This window comes from Peptostreptococcus faecalis, from assembly GCF_900240845.1.
GTDB lineage: Bacteria > Bacillota > Clostridia > Peptostreptococcales > Peptostreptococcaceae > Peptostreptococcus > Peptostreptococcus faecalis.
This window is the reverse complement of the sequence record NZ_OERU01000011.1, coordinates 12,499-31,531: the sequence shown is the minus strand read 5'-3', so window position 1 is coordinate 31,531 and position 19,033 is coordinate 12,499. Positions and strand designations below refer to the sequence as shown.

25 protein-coding genes are annotated in these 19,033 nt (G+C 31.1%); 3 read left to right on the top strand and 22 right to left on the bottom strand.

Annotated elements, in window-relative coordinates; translation table 11 throughout:
* The 7 genes from C0982_RS09450 to C0982_RS09420 form a co-directional block, all read right to left on the bottom strand.
* A partial coding sequence (locus tag C0982_RS09450) for a cell wall-binding repeat-containing protein (RefSeq protein WP_180946926.1) occupies positions 1–2,464 on the bottom strand: 2,464 nt, incomplete at its 3' end.
* Positions 2,465–2,711: 247 nt separating this feature from the next.
* A complete protein-coding gene (locus tag C0982_RS09445) occupies positions 2,712–3,521 on the bottom strand; it encodes an energy-coupling factor transporter transmembrane component T family protein (protein ID WP_101773972.1) in 810 nt (269 codons plus the stop codon).
* On the bottom strand, positions 3,514–4,461 hold the full coding sequence (locus C0982_RS09440; protein ID WP_101773971.1) for an energy-coupling factor transporter ATPase: 948 nt from the start codon (positions 4,459–4,461) through the stop codon (positions 3,514–3,516). The genes C0982_RS09445 and C0982_RS09440 overlap by 8 nt, the downstream gene beginning before the upstream one ends.
* A complete protein-coding gene (locus C0982_RS09435) occupies positions 4,446–5,282 on the bottom strand; it encodes an energy-coupling factor transporter ATPase (protein WP_101773970.1) in 837 nt (278 codons plus the stop codon). The genes C0982_RS09440 and C0982_RS09435 overlap by 16 nt, the downstream gene beginning before the upstream one ends.
* 217 nt (positions 5,283–5,499) lie before the next feature.
* Positions 5,500–5,721, bottom strand: a complete 222-nt coding sequence (locus C0982_RS09430) for a DUF2798 domain-containing protein (protein WP_101773969.1) — start codon at positions 5,719–5,721, stop codon at positions 5,500–5,502.
* 177 nt (positions 5,722–5,898) lie between these two features.
* Entirely contained in the window at positions 5,899–7,203 is a 1,305-nt protein-coding gene (locus C0982_RS09425) for a sensor histidine kinase (protein WP_101773968.1), read from the bottom strand.
* The gene (locus tag C0982_RS09420) at positions 7,204–7,893 is read right to left on the bottom strand and encodes a response regulator transcription factor (RefSeq protein WP_101773967.1); all 690 of its coding nucleotides are present in this window, start codon (positions 7,891–7,893) and stop codon (positions 7,204–7,206) included. It lies immediately after the preceding gene.
* A 138-nt stretch (positions 7,894–8,031) separates the two neighbouring features.
* Between C0982_RS09420 and C0982_RS09415 the strand changes: the two genes are divergently transcribed.
* Genes C0982_RS09415 through C0982_RS09405 form a run of 3 tightly spaced genes read left to right on the top strand, consistent with a single transcriptional unit; the run spans position 8,032 to position 10,451 of the window.
* Complete coding sequence (locus tag C0982_RS09415) at positions 8,032–8,937, top strand: ABC transporter ATP-binding protein (RefSeq protein ID WP_101773966.1); 906 nt, start codon at positions 8,032–8,034, stop codon at positions 8,935–8,937.
* The gene (locus C0982_RS09410) at positions 8,938–9,720 is read left to right on the top strand and encodes an ABC transporter permease (protein WP_101773965.1); all 783 of its coding nucleotides are present in this window, start codon (positions 8,938–8,940) and stop codon (positions 9,718–9,720) included. It abuts the gene before it with no gap.
* On the top strand, positions 9,720–10,451 hold the full coding sequence (locus C0982_RS09405; RefSeq protein ID WP_101773964.1) for an ABC transporter permease: 732 nt from the start codon (positions 9,720–9,722) through the stop codon (positions 10,449–10,451). Before C0982_RS09410 ends, C0982_RS09405 begins: the two co-directional genes overlap by 1 nt.
* A gap of 118 nt (positions 10,452–10,569) precedes the next feature.
* Here the strand turns inward: C0982_RS09405 and C0982_RS09400 are convergent, their stop codons facing one another.
* The 15 genes from C0982_RS09400 to rplF form a co-directional block, all read right to left on the bottom strand.
* Complete coding sequence (locus C0982_RS09400; protein WP_101773963.1) at positions 10,570–11,508, bottom strand: phosphoglycerate dehydrogenase; 939 nt, start codon at positions 11,506–11,508, stop codon at positions 10,570–10,572.
* A 302-nt stretch (positions 11,509–11,810) separates the two neighbouring features.
* On the bottom strand, positions 11,811–12,152 hold the full coding sequence (gene rplQ, locus C0982_RS09395; RefSeq protein WP_101773962.1) for a 50S ribosomal protein L17: 342 nt from the start codon (positions 12,150–12,152) through the stop codon (positions 11,811–11,813).
* Between the two features lie 48 nt (positions 12,153–12,200).
* Positions 12,201–13,148, bottom strand: coding sequence for a DNA-directed RNA polymerase subunit alpha (locus tag C0982_RS09390; RefSeq protein ID WP_101773961.1), 948 nt, complete (start codon positions 13,146–13,148; stop codon positions 12,201–12,203).
* Positions 13,149–13,201: 53 nt separating this feature from the next.
* On the bottom strand, positions 13,202–13,603 hold the full coding sequence (gene rpsK, locus C0982_RS09385) for a 30S ribosomal protein S11 (RefSeq protein WP_101773960.1): 402 nt from the start codon (positions 13,601–13,603) through the stop codon (positions 13,202–13,204).
* 34 nt (positions 13,604–13,637) lie between these two features.
* Positions 13,638–14,009, bottom strand: coding sequence for a 30S ribosomal protein S13 (gene rpsM, locus C0982_RS09380; RefSeq protein ID WP_101773959.1), 372 nt, complete (start codon positions 14,007–14,009; stop codon positions 13,638–13,640).
* Between the two features lie 53 nt (positions 14,010–14,062).
* The gene (gene rpmJ / locus C0982_RS09375; RefSeq protein ID WP_101773958.1) at positions 14,063–14,176 is read right to left on the bottom strand and encodes a 50S ribosomal protein L36; all 114 of its coding nucleotides are present in this window, start codon (positions 14,174–14,176) and stop codon (positions 14,063–14,065) included.
* A 28-nt stretch (positions 14,177–14,204) separates the two neighbouring features.
* Positions 14,205–14,423, bottom strand: coding sequence for a translation initiation factor IF-1 (infA, locus tag C0982_RS09370; protein ID WP_091975831.1), 219 nt, complete (start codon positions 14,421–14,423; stop codon positions 14,205–14,207).
* 33 nt (positions 14,424–14,456) lie between these two features.
* On the bottom strand, positions 14,457–14,726 hold the full coding sequence (locus tag C0982_RS09365) for a KOW domain-containing RNA-binding protein (protein WP_101773957.1): 270 nt from the start codon (positions 14,724–14,726) through the stop codon (positions 14,457–14,459).
* A gap of 196 nt (positions 14,727–14,922) precedes the next feature.
* Positions 14,923–15,564 carry an adenylate kinase gene (locus C0982_RS09360; protein WP_101773956.1) on the bottom strand — a complete coding sequence of 214 codons (642 nt, stop codon included), beginning with the start codon at positions 15,562–15,564 and terminating at the stop codon, positions 14,923–14,925.
* A 17-nt stretch (positions 15,565–15,581) separates the two neighbouring features.
* Positions 15,582–16,850 (bottom strand): preprotein translocase subunit SecY, encoded by a 1,269-nt coding sequence (gene secY, locus C0982_RS09355; protein ID WP_101773955.1) that lies wholly within the window; start codon positions 16,848–16,850, stop codon positions 15,582–15,584.
* A gap of 30 nt (positions 16,851–16,880) precedes the next feature.
* A complete protein-coding gene (gene rplO, locus C0982_RS09350; protein ID WP_101773954.1) occupies positions 16,881–17,324 on the bottom strand; it encodes a 50S ribosomal protein L15 in 444 nt (147 codons plus the stop codon).
* A gap of 31 nt (positions 17,325–17,355) precedes the next feature.
* A complete protein-coding gene (rpmD, locus tag C0982_RS09345) occupies positions 17,356–17,541 on the bottom strand; it encodes a 50S ribosomal protein L30 (protein ID WP_101773953.1) in 186 nt (61 codons plus the stop codon).
* 16 nt (positions 17,542–17,557) lie between these two features.
* The gene (gene rpsE, locus C0982_RS09340; RefSeq protein WP_101773952.1) at positions 17,558–18,067 is read right to left on the bottom strand and encodes a 30S ribosomal protein S5; all 510 of its coding nucleotides are present in this window, start codon (positions 18,065–18,067) and stop codon (positions 17,558–17,560) included.
* A gap of 20 nt (positions 18,068–18,087) precedes the next feature.
* Complete coding sequence (gene rplR / locus C0982_RS09335; protein ID WP_101773951.1) at positions 18,088–18,456, bottom strand: 50S ribosomal protein L18; 369 nt, start codon at positions 18,454–18,456, stop codon at positions 18,088–18,090.
* A 24-nt stretch (positions 18,457–18,480) separates the two neighbouring features.
* On the bottom strand, positions 18,481–19,023 hold the full coding sequence (gene rplF / locus C0982_RS09330; protein ID WP_101773950.1) for a 50S ribosomal protein L6: 543 nt from the start codon (positions 19,021–19,023) through the stop codon (positions 18,481–18,483).
* Positions 19,024–19,033 lie beyond the last annotated feature (10 nt).

Here is a 19,033-nt window from a genome sequence, read left to right as displayed (position 1 = left end):
TTACCTCTTTACCTATTTCTCTTGCAGTTCCATATCTATCTGATCCAGCGTATCTTATCACGTTGAAATCTTTTAGCTGATCTACAACTTTTTGAGATACAGAATCTGGTCCTCCTGATATAATTACGTCACCTATTCCACGTCTTTTCAATTCGTTAAAAGTTTCTGTAGTAATGTCGTTTGTATCTGTTAGAAGTATTGGACAATCTCTTTCGTTTGCTAGCACTGTAGCTGTCAATACGTCAGTATATTTCTTTCCGTTTGCAAGTACTGCAGTTGCTCTTTTAGTTGGAGGGTTGATTGTTCCGCCTCCACCACCTGGAGGTGTAACTGGAACGTCATTCTTTTTCCATTTTGCGTATAGAGTTGTGTTAGAGTTTATTGCTGTATTGAAGTCGAATTTATCCTTGCCATCTTTATCTAGATACCAACCTTCAAATGTATATCCATCTCTAGATATTTTTTCTTCAGCTACTTTTTCACCCTTTGATACTTCAACTACTTTTTTATTTGTGCTGTTATCTGTGAATTTTCCACCTTCTGGTTCAAATGTTACAGCTATCAGTTCCTTATTGCTTAAAAAAGAAATATCATAATTGTTATATGCTACATCTTTACCAAGTTGTCCCGGAGAAGACAAAGCTTTTAAATCTTTAATATTTTTTTCATGAATTGAATATATTTTAGGAACAATAGTCTTATCAAGCACATAATATCCAAGATCTGCTATGTTGTCGTTAAATTCTGTGTTGCTTATAGTAAGATGTCCATATATTGAATTAAATGAATCATCTATTGTCGCACCTGCTGGAGGGACCTGTCTTCCAAACACACTTATTCCTCCTCCTAGTTTGGATGCGTTATTTCCTATAAATTTAGAATTTTTTATATCTACTGTTTCTATATTCTCGTCCATTTGATTATAGTTAATAGCTCCACCATTAGTAAGAGATTTATTTGCAATAAATTCATTATTATCAATAGATAATTTTAAAACTCCATTTAATAGAATTGCTCCTCCACCTCTAGATCTTTCTATAGCAGTGCTAATATTATTCTTAAAGGTAATATTTTTAAAATTATGATTAGTTGTATCTTCATAGCTGTCTATACTAATAGCTCCACCACCCATTGTGGCTTCATTTGAATCAAATATCGCATTTTCTATAGATGATGAAATTTTATCTCCTATAGATATGGCTCCACCTTGACTTGAACTTAATCCATCATTAAAAACTTTATTCCCTTTATAAGTATTCTTCTCCTTATCTCCTTCTATAGTTAAATTATATGAAGCTGAACTTTCCCCTGAAGTAGGATCTTCAGATGAACTAATACAAAATGCTCCTCCACCATTTGAAGATGAGTTATTAATAAAAGCTACATTTTTTATTTCTGTATTAAATCTATTTATATATGCGGCTCCTGAAGTTGCATCTTTTGACTCATTTTCAGTAAATGTAGTGTCACTTATTTTTAAAGGAGTATTATTTTTCCCTTGTGCTTGCGTGTTGAAGTTTGTAAAGCTTATTGCTCCTCCACCTCTGTCAGCACCTAGCATTACATTTTTATTAAACTTTGATTTTTCTATTATTATCTCTGTATCAGAACCTTTATACATACCATAAATAGCCGCTCCACTAGCATTCGATGTATTTCCCTCAAAATTACAGTTTGATATTTTTAAGCTAGTTGCATTATTAAATGTGCCATTATCTATTCCTGCTTCTTGGTAGATTGCTCCTCCTCCAGCTGTTGTTTCATTGTTTATAAATACAGAGTCTTTTATGTCGATCTTTGAATTTACAAGCATTCTAATAGCAGATCCATCTCCGGCATTTCTATTATTTTCAAATCTGCTATTTTCTACTGATAGAGTAATTAGGTCATCAGCTTTATATTGATTTAATCTTGCATGTAATACCCCTGTTGCTTTATCAAATAAAAAATTTTTAAATGTACATTTTTTAATAATAACATCTAGGCTATCATCTTCTATAAATATTAAATTTTTAGTTATTTGATTTTCTGGATCACCTATAAAATTCAGATTTTCTAATTCTATTTTTTTTATATCATCTGATTGTTTGGAATAAAATACACCTCTAGGTTCTCCGTTTGCATGTAGAGGAATATCTTTTGATACTTTAATTTCTGCATTTCCTTCGCCTATTAAAGTAACAGATTTTCTAATTTCTATTAATTTTGTTACTTCAAAGCTTTTTGTTATTGTTATGTGTTCTTTTAAGCTGTTTAACGCACTAATTAACTCTTCTTGATTTGTTACTTTAGTGGTTTCAACGTTTGCAACTGATATTGCTTGTGTTTTTATAGCTTTGTTATCATTATCTTTAATTACAGTTGGAGTTGATTCTATGCTCAACTCATTAGCATCTACAACTGTGGCTACACCAGGCATAACCATGGAAAATGCTAAAATTATTGGTATTACCTTTTTTTTCATAACTATTCCTCCTTAATATTTTTATGATAACATCGTTTTCCCTGTTTAATTACAATATAACATTCTTATATTGATTAAGTCAACGCTATTATTATTTTATTTTACTTTAATAATTAAATGAAATATTGTTTTTTTCAGTCTTTTAAGTATAATATATTGAAATTATAAAAAGAACTCTCTTCAAATTTAAGGGTTCTTTTTATAATTTCAATATATATGTTTTTTCTATCCTTATAATAGCTACTAATTATATAAGCTTTATAAATCTACTCGCTATAGTAAACCCCAAAAATAAAACTACAACTATATCCGTTATATAGTCACTTTTCCCAAGTTTACTTTGCTTCATTTTAGTCCTATTTTCTCCACCTCTATAGCATCTGGCTTCCATTGCCATAGAAAGTTCATCTGCTCTTCTAAAAGCACTTACGAATAATGGGATCAATAGTGGAACCATATTTTTTGCTCTACTTATTATATTTTTGCTCTCAAAGTCAGCACCTCTAGACATCTGCGCTTTCATTATTTTATCAGTTTCGTCCAGCAATGTCGGTATAAACCTCAACGCTATTGTCATCATCATTGCAAGTTCATGTGCCGGAAAGCCAAATTTTTTTAGTGGTGAACATATATTTTCTATACCATCAGTCAATTCGATTGGTGAAGTTGTAAGAGTCAAAATAGAAGTTACTACCACCAATAATATTAGTCTTATTGCCATAAAAAACGCAGTTCTAAGACCGAGTTCAGATATTTTTAGTATTCCAAATTGAAGCAGTATTTCTCCTCCTTGAACAAAAAATATATTTATAATAAAAGTAAACAATATTATCCATCTTAGAGGTTTTACACCTTTTACAAGGTAACTTGCAGGTATATTAGAAACTTTAGATATTAAAAACATAAATGCAAATGCAACCGCATACGCCCAAAATTGATTTATTACAAATATTGACGCCATAAATATCACTGTTGCAAATAGTTTCGTTCTAGCATCTAAAGAGTGTACTATAGATTTTACGGGATAATACTGCCCCAAGGTAATATCTTTAAGCATCTTCATTATCCTCCATCTTATCTTTATTTTTCAATTCAGCATCTGCTAAATAGTCTTGCTTTTGTATAGGTTCAATAAAGTCATATTCCTTAATACATCTTTTTATTTCACTTTCTATTTCATCTAAATTAATTACATCTGTTCTCACATTATATCCAGCTATATTTCTAAGTTTTATAGCTAGCTCTAGCACCTGTGGAATATCTAGTCCCATAGATTTTAACTGATCTGCATTGTCTCTAAATATTTCCCTCGGAGCTCCCATCATTTCTAGCTTACCTTTATTCATTACCATTAAAGTATTCACTAGTTTCGCCATATCATCCATACTATGAGAAGATAGTATAATAGTAATGTCATTATTTCTATGTAATTCCTTTATTAGTTCAAATATTTCATCTCGCCCACCTGGATCTAGACCAGCAGTAGGTTCATCAAGTATCAACACCTCTGGATTCATAGCTATTACACCGGCAATAGCTACTCTTCTTTTTTGTCCTCCAGATAATTCAAAAGGAGATTTTTCTGCAAATTCATTGTAATCTAATCCTACATTATTCATCGCATTTCTTACTCTAGAGTCTATCTCCTCTTCACTTAGACCTAAGTTTGTAGGTCCAAATGCTATATCACGAGCCACAGTTTCTTCAAATAGTTGATACTCTGCATACTGAAATACTATTCCAACTCTCTTTCTTATTTCTGTAAGATTTTGATCTTTTTCTGTAATGTCAAAATCATTAATATAAATATGACCAGAGTGTGGTTTCATAATTCCATTTAAATGCTGTATCAACGTAGATTTTCCAGATCCAGTATGACCTATAAGCCCTACAAAGTCACCTTTTTCTATTTCAAAACTTACTTCATCAAGAGCTTTTTGAGCAAAAGGAAGACCCTCATCATAAATATAAGTTAAGTTTTCTACTTTAATCGACATAATTCACCCACCATTTCATCAACTGTTAAAATGTTTTTATCAACATTTATTCCATCATTATTCAACAGTTTAGACAACTCTGTCATATAAGGTACATCTAATCCTATTGCTTTTAATTCATCTACATGCGAAAAGACTTCTTTTGGTGTCCCTTCAGAAACCTTCTGTCCTTTTTCCATCACTATTACTCTATCCGCTTCTACAGCCTCTTCCATAAAGTGTGTAATGTGAAGAACAGTAATATTATAATCTCTATTTAGTGTTTTGATAGTATTCATTACCTCTTGTCTACCAGATGGATCTAGCATAGCAGTAGCTTCATCAAATATTATACATTCTGGTCTCATTGCTATAATTCCAGCTATTGCAACTCTTTGCTTTTGACCTCCAGAAAGTAGATGTGGTTGTCTTTCTCTAAAGTCATACATATCTACATTTTTTAATGATTCATCTACTTTTTTTCTGATTTCAGTCGGCTCAATACCCAGATTTTCACATCCAAAAGCTACATCTTCTTCTACTATAGTTGCAACAATTTGATTGTCTGGATTTTGAAATACCATACCAGCTGCTTGCCTTATATCCCAAAGTTTTTCTTCATTTTTTGTGTTCATTCCATTTATAATAATATTCCCACTAGTAGGAACCAAAATTGCATTTAAATTTTTAGAAAGTGTCGACTTGCCAGAGCCATTATGCCCTATTATAGCAACGAATTCACCCTTTTTTACATTCAAATTCAACTCATCGATTGCGCGATAAGTTCCTTTTTCGTGCGGGTATTCGAATACAAGATTTTCCACTTCAATAATATTTTTCATTTATTTCCTCCGCTTAGTAACTCAAACTCTTAGCTATTCTTAATTTTTCTCATTTTAAACTGTCTTAATAATTATATCATAATTTATATGTATATTATATCAAATTTATAATTCAGTATATTTTAAAGTTGAGTACTTAACTAACTTCTGTAAGTTATATAAAAAAAGGAGATAGCTTCATCTCCTTTTTAAAGTAATTATTCAAAATTAATCTTTACTACTTTTTAAATACTTTATCTGCTATTTTTTGTGCAATTGGTATGCCAATTGCTGCTAATGGTATCGATGCTATAATACTTACTAATGCTGATTTTAAAAATGCCATTATAAATGCACTAGTAAATCCCACGTTCATTACCACCATAATAAATGCCATCGGTACAGATATGAAAATAGCTGCAATTACAGAAAATACTATATTGTAATATTTTTCATCCATTTTCAGCAAACTCCTTTCTTATTTTAAATTTGTTTAATATAAAATAAGAAAATCATTTTACACTCTTGTTCATTTTAAATTTGCAAATACAAATAGAACAAATGATTTTCCCCAAGACCGTATCTATTTAAACATCTATATCTTAAATTTATCACACTTTTAAGATAATATCAACTTCTAATCTTCTGTGGGAAATTTAATTATAGTATTTAACCCCGGGTTGTTATATTCAAAAAACACCTCTCCATTATAAAGATTTGCAATCATCTTAGATACCAATATCCCAAATCCATCTCTATTGTAGGAATCTTTATTGTTTAGCTCTAAAACTTTATCCTCTGTTATTTTACCATTGTCGCTAATTTCAATAACTATATCATTTAGTATTTTTTTAATACAAACTTTTATATCTATTTTTTTATTATGCTTTATGCTGTTCAAGATAATATTTCTTATCATTCTTTCCAATATTATTTCATTAGATTTAATAATATACTCGTCTTCTCCAGTTTCAAGTTCAATATCTATATGTTCATATGAATTTAGGATATCTACAATTATTTTTCTAGATAGGGATTTCAAATTCACAGTATCCTTTTTTAAGTCATACAAATTAGATTTTATTGAATATGTTAAATTTAAATTGGATAAAATATTTTCTATCAATAAAACATTATCTTCTATAGTTTTTGATTTTTCATCATTATATTTGCTTTTTAATACGTTATTAGACCCTACAATTATTGTAAGAGGTGTCCTAATATCGTGGCTAATTCCTCGTATCCATTTTTCACTTTCTTTTTTATTATTCTCTATTATTTTAGAAGTTTTATTCAATGCTTTTTTTATTTCTAGTAAATTACCTTTCTCTTCAATATCAATTATATGATTTTCTGATAAATCATGTAATCCTTGAGTTATAGGTTTTATCTCATTTAGCAATTTTTTCTTTGAATAGACGTATATCAAAAACAATATAAAAACATCTGTTAATATAATAATAAATATTCCTATACCAAAATTTTTGTATGTGCTAAAATTATAATAATTTCCAGGTAGTTTATCAAATGAATTTTTTGGAAATCCTAATACAAATACTTTGTCATCTACCACATAGGTAAATACTGGATACCCTTCTAAATACCATCTTGTAAACCTTACAACATCTGTTATTTTATATTGCTTGTCTATGTCTTTTGGAAGATTATAATCTTTGACTACTTTCCCATTTTCATCTAGCAACATTGTCCATACATTAGATTTATCTAAAAATATTCTAGTTTCTTTTGAGTATTCACTATGTATGTCTTTAGAATCTTTTTCCACCAATTTTCTCGCAGTTGACAATTGTTCGTGGTAATTGGATTTTACAGATATATTAGCAATTACAAAGAATAACACTGAAAAACTGATTATTAATATAACTAGTAGAACTATAAAAAATCTAATAATATACTTTGATAAAAATTTTATATCATTCATTTAGTTCTCCTTTAATTTATATCCAAGTCCTTTGTATGTTACTAGACTCTCTGGTTTTGATGGATTTTTTTCTATTTTTTGTCTGATTTTACGAATATGTGTCATTAATGTATTTTCATATCCGTAATATTGTTGCCCCCAAAGCGCACTGAGAATTCCGTCAATCGTAACTACTTTATTTTTGTTTTCATGTAGAAGTTTTAATATATTATATTCTTTCGCGGTCATTTCATATTCTTGATCCTCTTTGACAATCACAGCTCTATCAAAATCAATATATGAATGTTTTAAATAGACTACCTTATCCTCCATTCCATATGACCTATTTAAAATCGCCTTCATTCTTAAACTTAATTCCTTTTCCATAAAAGGTTTAACCATATAATCATCTGCACCAAGATTAAATCCTTCGTATTTATTATCTATATCTGAAAGAGCCGATAGAAATAACACCGGAATATTATCACTCTGCCTCATATACTCTATTATTTCAAATCCAGATCCATCTGGCAGCAATATATCTAAAATAGCCATATCAGGCTTTGTTATTTTGTAAGTTTCCAGTGCATCTCTTTTATTTTTTGCCGTATATATATTCTTGAAACCTTCTTTTTTCAAGGCATACTCTATCATCTCTAGTATTTCTTTTTCATCATCTACTATCAATACTTTTCTCTCATAAATGTTCATATTACTCCTCCTATATTTATTATATCATTTAGAATTATATTTTTTTATTCTGATGATTTATTTTAAGTAGATTTAAGGTTATCTACATTCAAATTTAAGATTCCTATTTTAAAATTATAATTATAAGGAGGTCATACTATGAATAATATTGTCAAATTAAAAAATATAAAAAAAAATTATGGAAAACATACAGTTGTGTCCATTGATGAATTAAAAGTTAAAAAGGGCGAAATATATGGTCTTATAGGTCCTAATGGCGCAGGCAAGTCTACCATCATGAAAATGATTTGTTCTATTACCAGTCCATCTAAGGGGGATATTATTATACTTGGCAATAAGGTCAATGATAAAAATAGATCCCACATACTAAAAAGCATTGGTTCTATTATTGAAGGTCCTTGTTATTATGAAAATCTGACAGGAATGGAGAATATGAAAATAGTTAGGGATTTAAAAAATCTAAACAATTCGGATATAGATAAAGCAATAAGCATTGTAGGTCTAAAAAATCAGATGGATAAAAAGGTAAATCACTATTCTCTGGGAATGAAGCAAAGACTTGGTATTGCAATGGCAATAATAGGTTTTCCAAAGCTATTAATTCTAGATGAACCTACAAACGGACTAGATCCACAAGGCATGGATGAAATTAGAGAATTAATAAAATCTTTGTCTAAGAATTATGGTTTAAGTATTTTTATTTCATCTCACATTCTAGATGAAGTCGAAAAAATGGTGGATACTATAGGAATTATAAACAGAGGCAACATAATATACAAAGGCAGCCTTGAAGATTTTAAAGTCCAACATGGATCTCAAATTTCAGTCAAAACTTCCAACAATGAAAAATCGCTGTTGTTACTAGAAGATTATAATCCAAAACTTGAAGTCGATGTTGTTCAGTTGCCCATGATTGAAGATAAAAAAATATCTGAAATTATAAAAATACTTGTCAATAATAATATAGATATATACAGAGTATTTGAGTCTACACAGTCACTAGAAAAACTATTTATAAATATGACAGGAAAGGGTGATCTATAGTTGAATAATATTAAAGCTCATAAGAATAATCTATTTTATTTAGAAAAAAGAAAATATAAACATTCATTTTTACCTTTGCTTATTGTAGCATTTTTGTTTATAGACTTATGTCTGTTGGGAGCTAATTTTTTCAACTCGTCATTTCAATCTACTATGAATAATACTGGGTACTCATGGATGAAGATAATGGATAGTTTATTTATATTTAAATGCGTATCTAATCCAATTTTTTTAGCAGTGCTTTCTAGTAAATCCATAGACTTGGAAAATCAAGGTAATATGTGGCAATATCTAAAAACATGTAATGTAGAATTTAAAGACATATATAAATATAAATTTATCTATATTTTTAGGTTATATTTTTTATATCAGATTTTAGAGTGGGTTATGATGATAGGAACGGCAAAGGTTATTGGTCTTGAAGAGTCATTTCCTATATTTAGAATGGTAGTTTACTTTTCTAGCCAGCTTGCTATATCTTTTATGATTATGACTATTCATTATAATCTAGCCATAAAGTATAAAAATCAACTTATCACCATTTCTATTTCTCTTTTAGGAAGTATAGCTGGAGTAATTTCGATGCTTTTACCTAGGTTTATTAGCTATTTAGTTCCATATAGTTGGTATGCTCAATTGCTGTCCATATCATATAAATTTGTAGATAAAGATAATTTTATTGTATCTATTAATAATTTGAATTATTTTCCCATGTTAATCTCAATTTTTATAGGAGTTTCGCTGTACAAATACGGACAAATATTTTTAAAGGAGGATAAATAATGAAACAGGTAAAAATAGAGTTCATTAAACTTAAAAATTCAAAAATATTAATTCCTGCCTTTCTGCTACCCTTTATTTCAGTTATTTTTGGTAGTTTTAGTTACTATGGAAATATTCAGTTGCTGAAAAATGAATGGATTAGTTTGTGGTCACAAGTATATTTGTTTTATGGTTTTTTCTTCTTTCCATGTTTGTCCGCTATATATTCAGCTTATGTCTATAATATAGAACATAGACATAATAATTTAAAACTTCTTCTCTCAAGTCCTATCAGCTACAATACAATTATATTATCGAAGACTACTGTAGTTTTTTTACTAAATATATTAACTCAACTTTACTTGATTTCGTTGTTTGTATTATTTGGAATGCTTTTTAACTTTAAAATGGCATTTCCCTATGAAATTTTATATTTAATATTACTATCGACTATTTTTTCTATTGCAAATATCTCAGTACAGAACTATCTTTCTCTAAAGATAAAGTCTTTTGCTATTCCAGTAGCAATAGCTATGATTATATCAGTAATTGCACTTGTGGGGTCAGCATTCACCAAAGTTGAACTATTAAAGTATATCTTTGCAACAACCAGTATTACTCATGCTATGAATCTTATTCCAGAAAAAATATATTTTGTGAATGATTTTTTGTTAATGGGATTATGTTCCTTAGTTATATTTACTATATTTTTTTACCTACAAAAAAAAGAACTGAAAAACAAATTTAACTAAACAAAAAACATCCTTTTAAATCGGCTCTTTGTCAAATATCATTGATAAAGAGCTTTTTACTCAATCAATGTCGACTAGCTAATTCTAAAGAATGTTTTTTATTTATAACTACAGACTTTTAATAGCCTCTTTTTATGTCTTTTACAATATGCAGTGGCTCCCCTGTTTTAATATAGCTTTCTAAATTATTATAAAGAGTTTCAAATAGTCTATTTTTATTTTGATCTGATACCCAACTATTGTGTGGTGTAATTATTACATTTTCATGCTCCCATAATATACTCTCTTCTGAAAGTGGTTCGCTTTCTACTACATCTAATGCTAAACCTTTAAATTTATCAATATGATAGATTAGAGCTTCTTCATCAATTAAGCTTCCTCTACCAATATTTACTATAACGGATCCTTGCTTCATAATATCCATTCTACGTGAGTTTAATACTCTTGAAGTCTTATCAGTAGACGGCATCAACCCTACTATCACATCACTTTTTTTGAAAAACTCATCAGAGTCACTCAGAGCGTAACATTTATCAAAATTTTCTATATCTCTTCCGTTCGTATTTACACCGATTAATTCAACTCCAAAACACTTTAACCTTTTCGCAGCTTCTTTTGCAATATTGCCTGTACCTAGAAATCCTACAGTTTTTCCTGAAATCTCAGACCACTTCATATCCATTTTCCAAACCTTGTTATCCTGTTGCTTAAACATTTTATGGCTATGTTTGTATATTTCTAATATATACATTACTATACTTTCTGCTATAGGAATTGCGTATCCTGTTATGTTGTTTGATACAACTATATTGTTATCTAAAATATAGTCTTTTGGTAAATGATTAAATCCTGTACTTGTTAGGTGAATATATTTTAAATTTTTAAATTTTTTTATATCGACTTCTTCAAATCCAGAATAAGTAAACCACACTTCAGCATCATATATATCTTTTTGATCTTTCAATTCATGTTCTGGAATATAAGTAATTTCATATCCTAAATTGGATATCTTCTCCATTTTTTCAGTATCAAAATTCACATTAAAAAGTGCTTTCATATATAATCCTCCTAGTAACATTCATAAATTAATTATTCTTAAAATATAATTATTTTTATATACTTATATTCTACAGCCATATTAACAAATTTGTCCATGTGTTTTATAGAATATTTTCAGAATATTTTTCCAATTAAGCGATACCAATATTTTTATTTATCATATCTTTTAAATTAATATCAATAATAAACACTATATAATTAAAAAATATCAATCTCTAGAATTATATGCACTTAGAAAAGCAAAAAAAAACAAGGGTAAAGATATGGAAAACCACTATCTTCGCCCTTGACTAAGACCAATTATACTAATTCGATTAGTGCCATTTCGGCAGTATCTCCTCTTCTTGGTCCTTTCTTTAATATTCTTGTATATCCACCATTTCTTTCAGCATACTTTGGTGCGATATTATCAAATAGGTCACTTACTACTGTTTCATCTAAAATATAAGAAAGAGCCTGTCTTCTAGCATGAAGATCTCCTCTTTTTCCAAGAGTTATCATCTTTTCTGCCATTCTTCTAGTTTCTTTAGCTCTAGTAACTGTAGTTTCTATTCTTCCTTCTCTTAGTAAACTAGTCACAAGGTTTCTTAACATTAAGTTCCTGTGAGCAGTTTCACGTCCTAATTTACGGTAATTAGCCATCTATTTCCCTCCTTTACACGATCCTTCAATCAGAATAATATTTATATTCTATTCTTCGTTAGGTTTTAATCTAAGACCTAGTTCTTCTAATTTCTGAATAACTTCTTCTAAAGATTTCTTACCTAAGTTTCTAACTCTCATCATATCGTCTTCTGACTTATTAGATAACTCTTCAACCGTATTGATACCTGCTCTCTTAAGGCAGTTGTACGATCTCACAGATAAGTCTAATTCTTCTATAGTCATTTCAAGGACTTTTTCTTTCTTGTCCTCTTCTTTTTCTACCATTATTTCGACGTTGCCTATATGTTCTGTCAAATCAATAAATAATTTTAAATGTTCATCAAGAACCTTAGCAGCTAGAGATATTCCTTCTTGAGGATTAATACTTCCATTTGTCAAAACTTCAAGTGTTAGCTTATCGAAATCACTTCTTTGACCAACTCTTGTATTTTCAACGTGATAGCTCACCTTTTCAATTGGTGTATAAATTGAATCCACTGGTAAAACGCCTATTGGCATACTTTCTTTTTTATTTTCTTCAGCTGATACATATCCTCTACCTTTGTTGATATACAGCTCCATATTTAACTTTGAATTTTCATCTAAAGTCGCAATATGCAAGTCTTTGCTTATTATTTCAACTTCAGGTGGACATATAATGTCTGCCCCTGTAACTTCACAAGGTCCTACAGCCTGAATTTTTAAAACTTTAGGTTCTTCATCGTCTATAGTCGCTGATAGCTCTTTTAAAGATAGAATCATTTCAGTAACATCTTCCTTTACTCCTGGAACAGTAGAGAATTCATGAAGAACTCCATCTATTCTGATAGCATATACTGCTACTCCTGGAAGAGAAGATAATAAAATTCTTCTTAGCGCATTACCAACTGTAATACCAAAACCTCTTTCCAAAGGCTCTACAACAAATTTACCATATCTATAATCTTCGCTTAATTCGACAATGTCAACTTTTGGTTTTTCTATTTCTATCATGGATAAACCCTCCTATACAAATATTGATCCACCGAGGGTGAAATACCTCAAAACTATACTCTTCTTCTCTTTGGCGGTCTACAACCATTATGTGGTATTGGAGTGACGTCCTTGATCATAGTAACTTCTAGTCCAGTTGCCTGTAGAGCTCTAATCGCAGCTTCTCTACCTGAACCAGGTCCCTTTACAAATACTTCAACAGTCTTTAGGCCGTGTTCCATAGCTGCTTTAGCTGCAGTTTCGGCTGCCATTTGTGATGCAAATGGAGTAGCCTTTCTTGAACCCTTAAATCCTAGCTGACCTGAAGATGCCCATGAAATTGCATTACCATGTACATCTGTTAAAGTAACTAATGTATTATTAAAAGTAGACTGTATATGTGCATGTCCACGTTCTATATTCTTACGTTCTCTTCTTCTGACACGTTGAACAACTTTTTTCTTAGCTTTAGCCATTATTTTTCCCTCCTTTAACTACTGTATTCTACTATTATTTTTTCTTCTTACGAGATACAGTTTTTCTAGGACCTTTTCTTGTTCTAGCGTTAGTCTTAGTTTTCTGTCCTCTAAGAGGTAAGCCCTTTGCATGTCTTATTCCTCTATAGCATTTTATGTCTCTTAGTCTCTTTATGTTTAGAGCAATTCCTCTTCTTAAATCACCTTCAACAAGGTAATCGTCGTCGATTATCTTTCTTAGAGAATTTACTTCATCTTCAGAAAGATCTTTTATTCTAGCGTCAGGATTTATTCCAGCCTTAGCTAAAATTTCATTTGAAGTAGCTCTTCCTATACCATAAATATATGTTAAGCCTATTTCAGCTCTTTTTTCTCTAGGTAAGTCTACACCAGCTATTCTTGCCATATTCGCACCTCCTACGTATTACTCTACTCGTTCTATATATCGTCAGTATTCGATTAACCCTGTGTTTGCTTGTGCTTTGGGTTAACACAAATAACCATTACTTTACCTTTTCTCTTAATAACCTTACACTTTTCGCATATTGGTTTTACAGATGGTCTAACCTTCATATTAATACCTCCTCAGACTATAAATAGCCTACTTCTTACGCCAAGTAATCCTTCCTCTCGTAAGATCATAAGGGGATAGTTCAATATTGACCTTATCTCCTTCGAGAATTCTTATGAAATTCATCCTCAGCTTTCCTGAAATGTGACACAATACTTCATGTCCATTTTCTAATTTAACTTTAAACATTGCATTCGGTAAAGTTTCAGAAACTATACCTTCCAATTCAATTACATCTTTTTTGGCCATTAACTAACCAAACCTCCATTCACAAGTCAAGACTCACTTCAACTTATCCAGCTCAGCTCTTATAAAAGAATCTGTTATATTATTTCCGTTTTGCAATAACTTTTTTAATTTTTCATTTACAAAGTTGTTTATATTTAAATGTTTTATTTTTTTTAATTTCGGCTTATCGAGCTTCCTGCTTTTTCCATCAGATATCAGTACATAATTTTCATCTATTATCCGGACAATAAAAAATTTTTTACCTTTATCTCTTCCGCAAGAAGCTACGACTAGCTGTCCTACACTTAAATTGTTTGATAGCATACAACTGTCCCCCCTCTATATGGTTCGTGGAGCTGTCTACTAAATTGCCTTTCGGAACATTTTGTTATAAAAGCTTACAAAGTTACTTTCATAACATCCCTTGTCGTCTTCAAACAGGGCCAACTTTTAGTTTCCCGTGTCCTTTTGCGATGGGTGTTCTCAGCTTCAATTCATCTAAGAGCTCTCTAGGTTTTATTTAAGATAATATATTTTTTATATCTCCAAAAACCTCGTCTATATCTCTTGCACCATCAATGTTTGCTATTTTACCTTTTTCAGTATAATATTCAACTAATGGCTTTGTTTCAGAAATATAAACCTGTATTCTATTAGAAACTGTTTCTTCATTGTCATCTGGTCTTTGTGATAGTTCAGAGTTGCAAACATCACAAATTCCTTCAACTTTACTTGGATTGAATTTTATGTGATATGTAGCACCACAAGTTTTACAAATTCTTCTTCCACAAGCTCTTTCAACTAAAAGCTTAGGGTCTACTTCTATATTTATAACTCTATCTAATTCAATTCCCTTTTCACTCAAGAACTTATCCAAGTATTCTGCTTGAAATAAATTTCTTGGAAACCCGTCTAGCATAAAACCACTTTCGCAGTCTTTTTCAGATAATCTAGATGCTACTAAGTCACAAGTAAGTTCATCTGGAACCAGATTACCTTGATCCATATATTCTTTAGCTTTTCTACCAAGCTCAGTTCCCTCTTTAATATTCTTTCTGAATATATCTCCAGTAGAAATATGAGGTATATTATAGTTCTTTACTATGTTAGCAGCCTGAGTACCCTTGCCTGCACCCGGAGGCCCAAGTAATATTATCTTCATATCCATCATCTCCATAATTATTTTAGGAAACCTTGATAATTTTTCATTACAAGATTTGACTCCAATTGTCTCTTAAGTTCTAATGCAACACCGACTATAATTAGAAGTGATGTACCACCTAAGTTCATTGGTATGTGCATGTAATGAGTAACTAGCGCTGGTACCATAGCTATAATACCCAAGAATGCAGCTCCTACTATAGTCAATTTTGATAAAATACCATTTAGGTAGCTTTCAGTTGGAGCACCTGGTCTAATTCCAGGGATAAATCCTCCACTGTTTTTCATATTTTTTGAAATGTCTTCAGTGTTAAAAGATATTGTGTTATAAAAATATGAAAATAAGATGATCAATAGTACTTCAATTCCTCTATATGTCCAGAAACCACTATTAGTATTAAGGTTAAAGAAGGCATTTACTGCCGCCTGAGCCTTAGGACCACCAAGTAATGCTATTGTCTGTGGAAGTGCAAGTATTGAACTAGCAAAGATTATTGGCATAACTCCCGACTGGTTAACCTTCATCGGTATATGCGAGCTATCTCCACCATACATCTTTCTTCCAACAACACGTTTTGCATATTGTACTGGTATTTTTCTAGTAGATTCTGTTATAAATGTAACTCCTGTTATTGTCAGTAAAACTACAACTATCAAAGCTGCTATAGCTGGCCAATGAATAGCTCCTAAAGTCAACTTTTCTGATATTGCTATTATATCTACTGGCAATCTAGAAATAATCCCTACGAATATTAGAATTGAACTTCCATTTCCTAAACCTTTTTCTGTTATTCTATCACCCATCCACATTACCATCATACTTGAAGCAACAAGTGTAATAATAACAGTAAATATAAAGAATGGACTATCTATTTTTAATGCACTTCTAACTATTCCAAGTGTTATACCAACGGCTTGTACAGTAGCTAGAACAAGAGTTGTAGCTCTAGTGTATTTACTGATTTTTTTCTGACCTTCTTCTCCTGATTTTTGAAGTTCTTTCAAACTTTCAAAACCAGCAGTTAAAAGCTGAATTATAATCGATGCAGTAATATACGGGCTAATCCCTAGCGCAAAAATTGTAAAGTTACTAAATGCTCCCCCTGAGAACATATTGTAAAGTCCCAATAATGAGTTCTCTTCTACCATGTTTTTGATTATAGATGTGTCAATTCCAGGAACTGGTATTGTCGTACCTATTCTAAAAACAATTATCATAAAAAGAGTAAAAATTATTTTTTTTCTAATATCCTTTATATTAAGAGCTTCCTTGATTTTCTTAATCAATATTAATCACCTCTCTCCATTATAAAGTGACTAAACTTCTTCTACAGTTCCACCTGCGTTTGCAATCTTTTCTCTTGCTGAAGAAGTAAACTTTGCAGCTTGAACTGTTAAAGACTTGTCTAATTTACCATTTCCAAGAATCTTTAATCCATCTTTTTCAATCTTAGAAATAACTTTTGTCTCCTTTAAAAGTTCAGCGTTTATTACTGTTCCAGCTTCAAATCTGTTAAGTGTTTCAACATTAACTTCAGAATAAACTTTTCTAAATATATTAGTGAAACCTCTCTTAGGTAATCTTCTTGCAAGTGGCATCTGTCCACCTTCAAAACCTATTCTTACTCCACCGCCAGATCTTGACCACTGACCTTTCTGTCCACGACCAGATGTCTTACCCTGACCAGTTGCAGTACCTCTACCTAATCTTCTTTTAGCCTTTACAGCACCCTTGGCAGGTTTTAACTCATGTAACTTCATTCTGTCGCACCTCCTTCACTTTCTAAATCTATTATTCTGCTATCTCAGTTACTTTTACAAGGTGACTAACCTTATTAATCATTCCTCTTATCTGAGCGTTATCTTCTTTAACTACTACTGATTCTCTTTTCTTTAGACCAAGAGCTTCAATGTTTTTTCTCTGCTTAGGAGTAGTTCCTATAACGCTTCTAACTAACTTTATCTGTATTTTAGACATTTGAAACCTCCTGTTGTTATCCTAGTAGTTCTTCTACTTTCTTTCCTCTTAATCTTGCAATTGATTCTACAGTCTTAAGGTTCTTTAATCCTTCCATAGTTGCGTTAACCATGTTTCTTGGATTGTTTGTACCTGTAGACTTCGCTCTAACGTCCATTACTCCTGCTAATTCAAGTACGGCTCTGACAGGTCCACCTGCAAGTACTCCTGTACCCTTCTTAGCTGGCATAATAAGTATTTTTCCTGCTCCAAAGTGTCCAACTATCTTATGTGGTATAGTTGTTCCAACTCTTGGTACAGTTATTAAATTCTTCTTTGCATCTTCAATTGCCTTCTTTATAGCATCTGGAACTTCCATTGCTTTACCAGATCCTATACCAACGTGTCCGTTGTTATCGCCAACTACTACTAAAGCTGCGAATCTAAAGTTTCTACCACCTTTAACAACCTTAGTAACACGTCTTACTTCAATAACTCTCTCTTCTAAATCGAATTGAGTTGCATCTATAGGTTTACTACGTAGCATATTTTTCCTCCTTAATTCTATTAGAATTTAAGACCAGCTTCTCTTGCACCTTCAGCTAGTTCTACAATTCTTCCGTGATATATATATCCACCTCTGTCAAATACAACTTCTGTTATACCTTTTTCAGCGGCTTTCTTAGCTACCAATTCTCCGACCTTTTTAGCAGCTTCTTTATTTCCTGTGTTTGATACAGCACCCTTAACAGCATCATCTAGTGATGAAGCAGCAACAAGTGTTACTCTGTTAGTATCATCTATAATCTGAGCATATATATTGTTAGCACTTCTGAAGACACTTAGTCTTGGTCTTTCAGGAGTTCCTGAAATTTTCTTTCTAACTCTTTTGTGTCTAGCAAGTCTATTTGCGTTTCTATCTACTTTTTTAAACAAAGTACTCACTCCTTTCGTTAATTATTACTTCTTACCAGTCTTACCTTCCTTACGTATGATAACTTCGTCAACATACTTGATACCCTTACCTTTGTATGGTTCTGGTTTTCTCCAAGCTCTTATCTTAGCTGCGTAATTTCCAACTATTTGCTTGTCTATACCTTTTACTATTACTTCTAACTGGTTTGGAACTTCAGTAGTAATTCCTTCTGGATCTTCCATTTCAACTGGATGTGAGAAACCTAAGTTCATAACAAGCTTATTTCCTTGCTTTGCTGCTCTAAATCCAACACCCTTAATTTCAAGTTTCTTTTCGAAACCTTCAGAAGTACCAACTACCATGTTGTTCAAAAGAGTTCTTGTAAGACCGTGAAGACTTCTATGCTTTTTATTATCAGTTGGTCTTTCAACTATAATAGTGTTGTCTTCTTTTTTTATGATTATTTCATTGTTAAATTCTGTTGTTAAAGTTCCCTTTGGCCCCTTTACTGTTACTTCATTGTTTTCTCCAATTGTAACTTCTACGCCTGCTGGAACATTAATTGGCTTTAAACCTATTCTTGACATCTTTGCACCT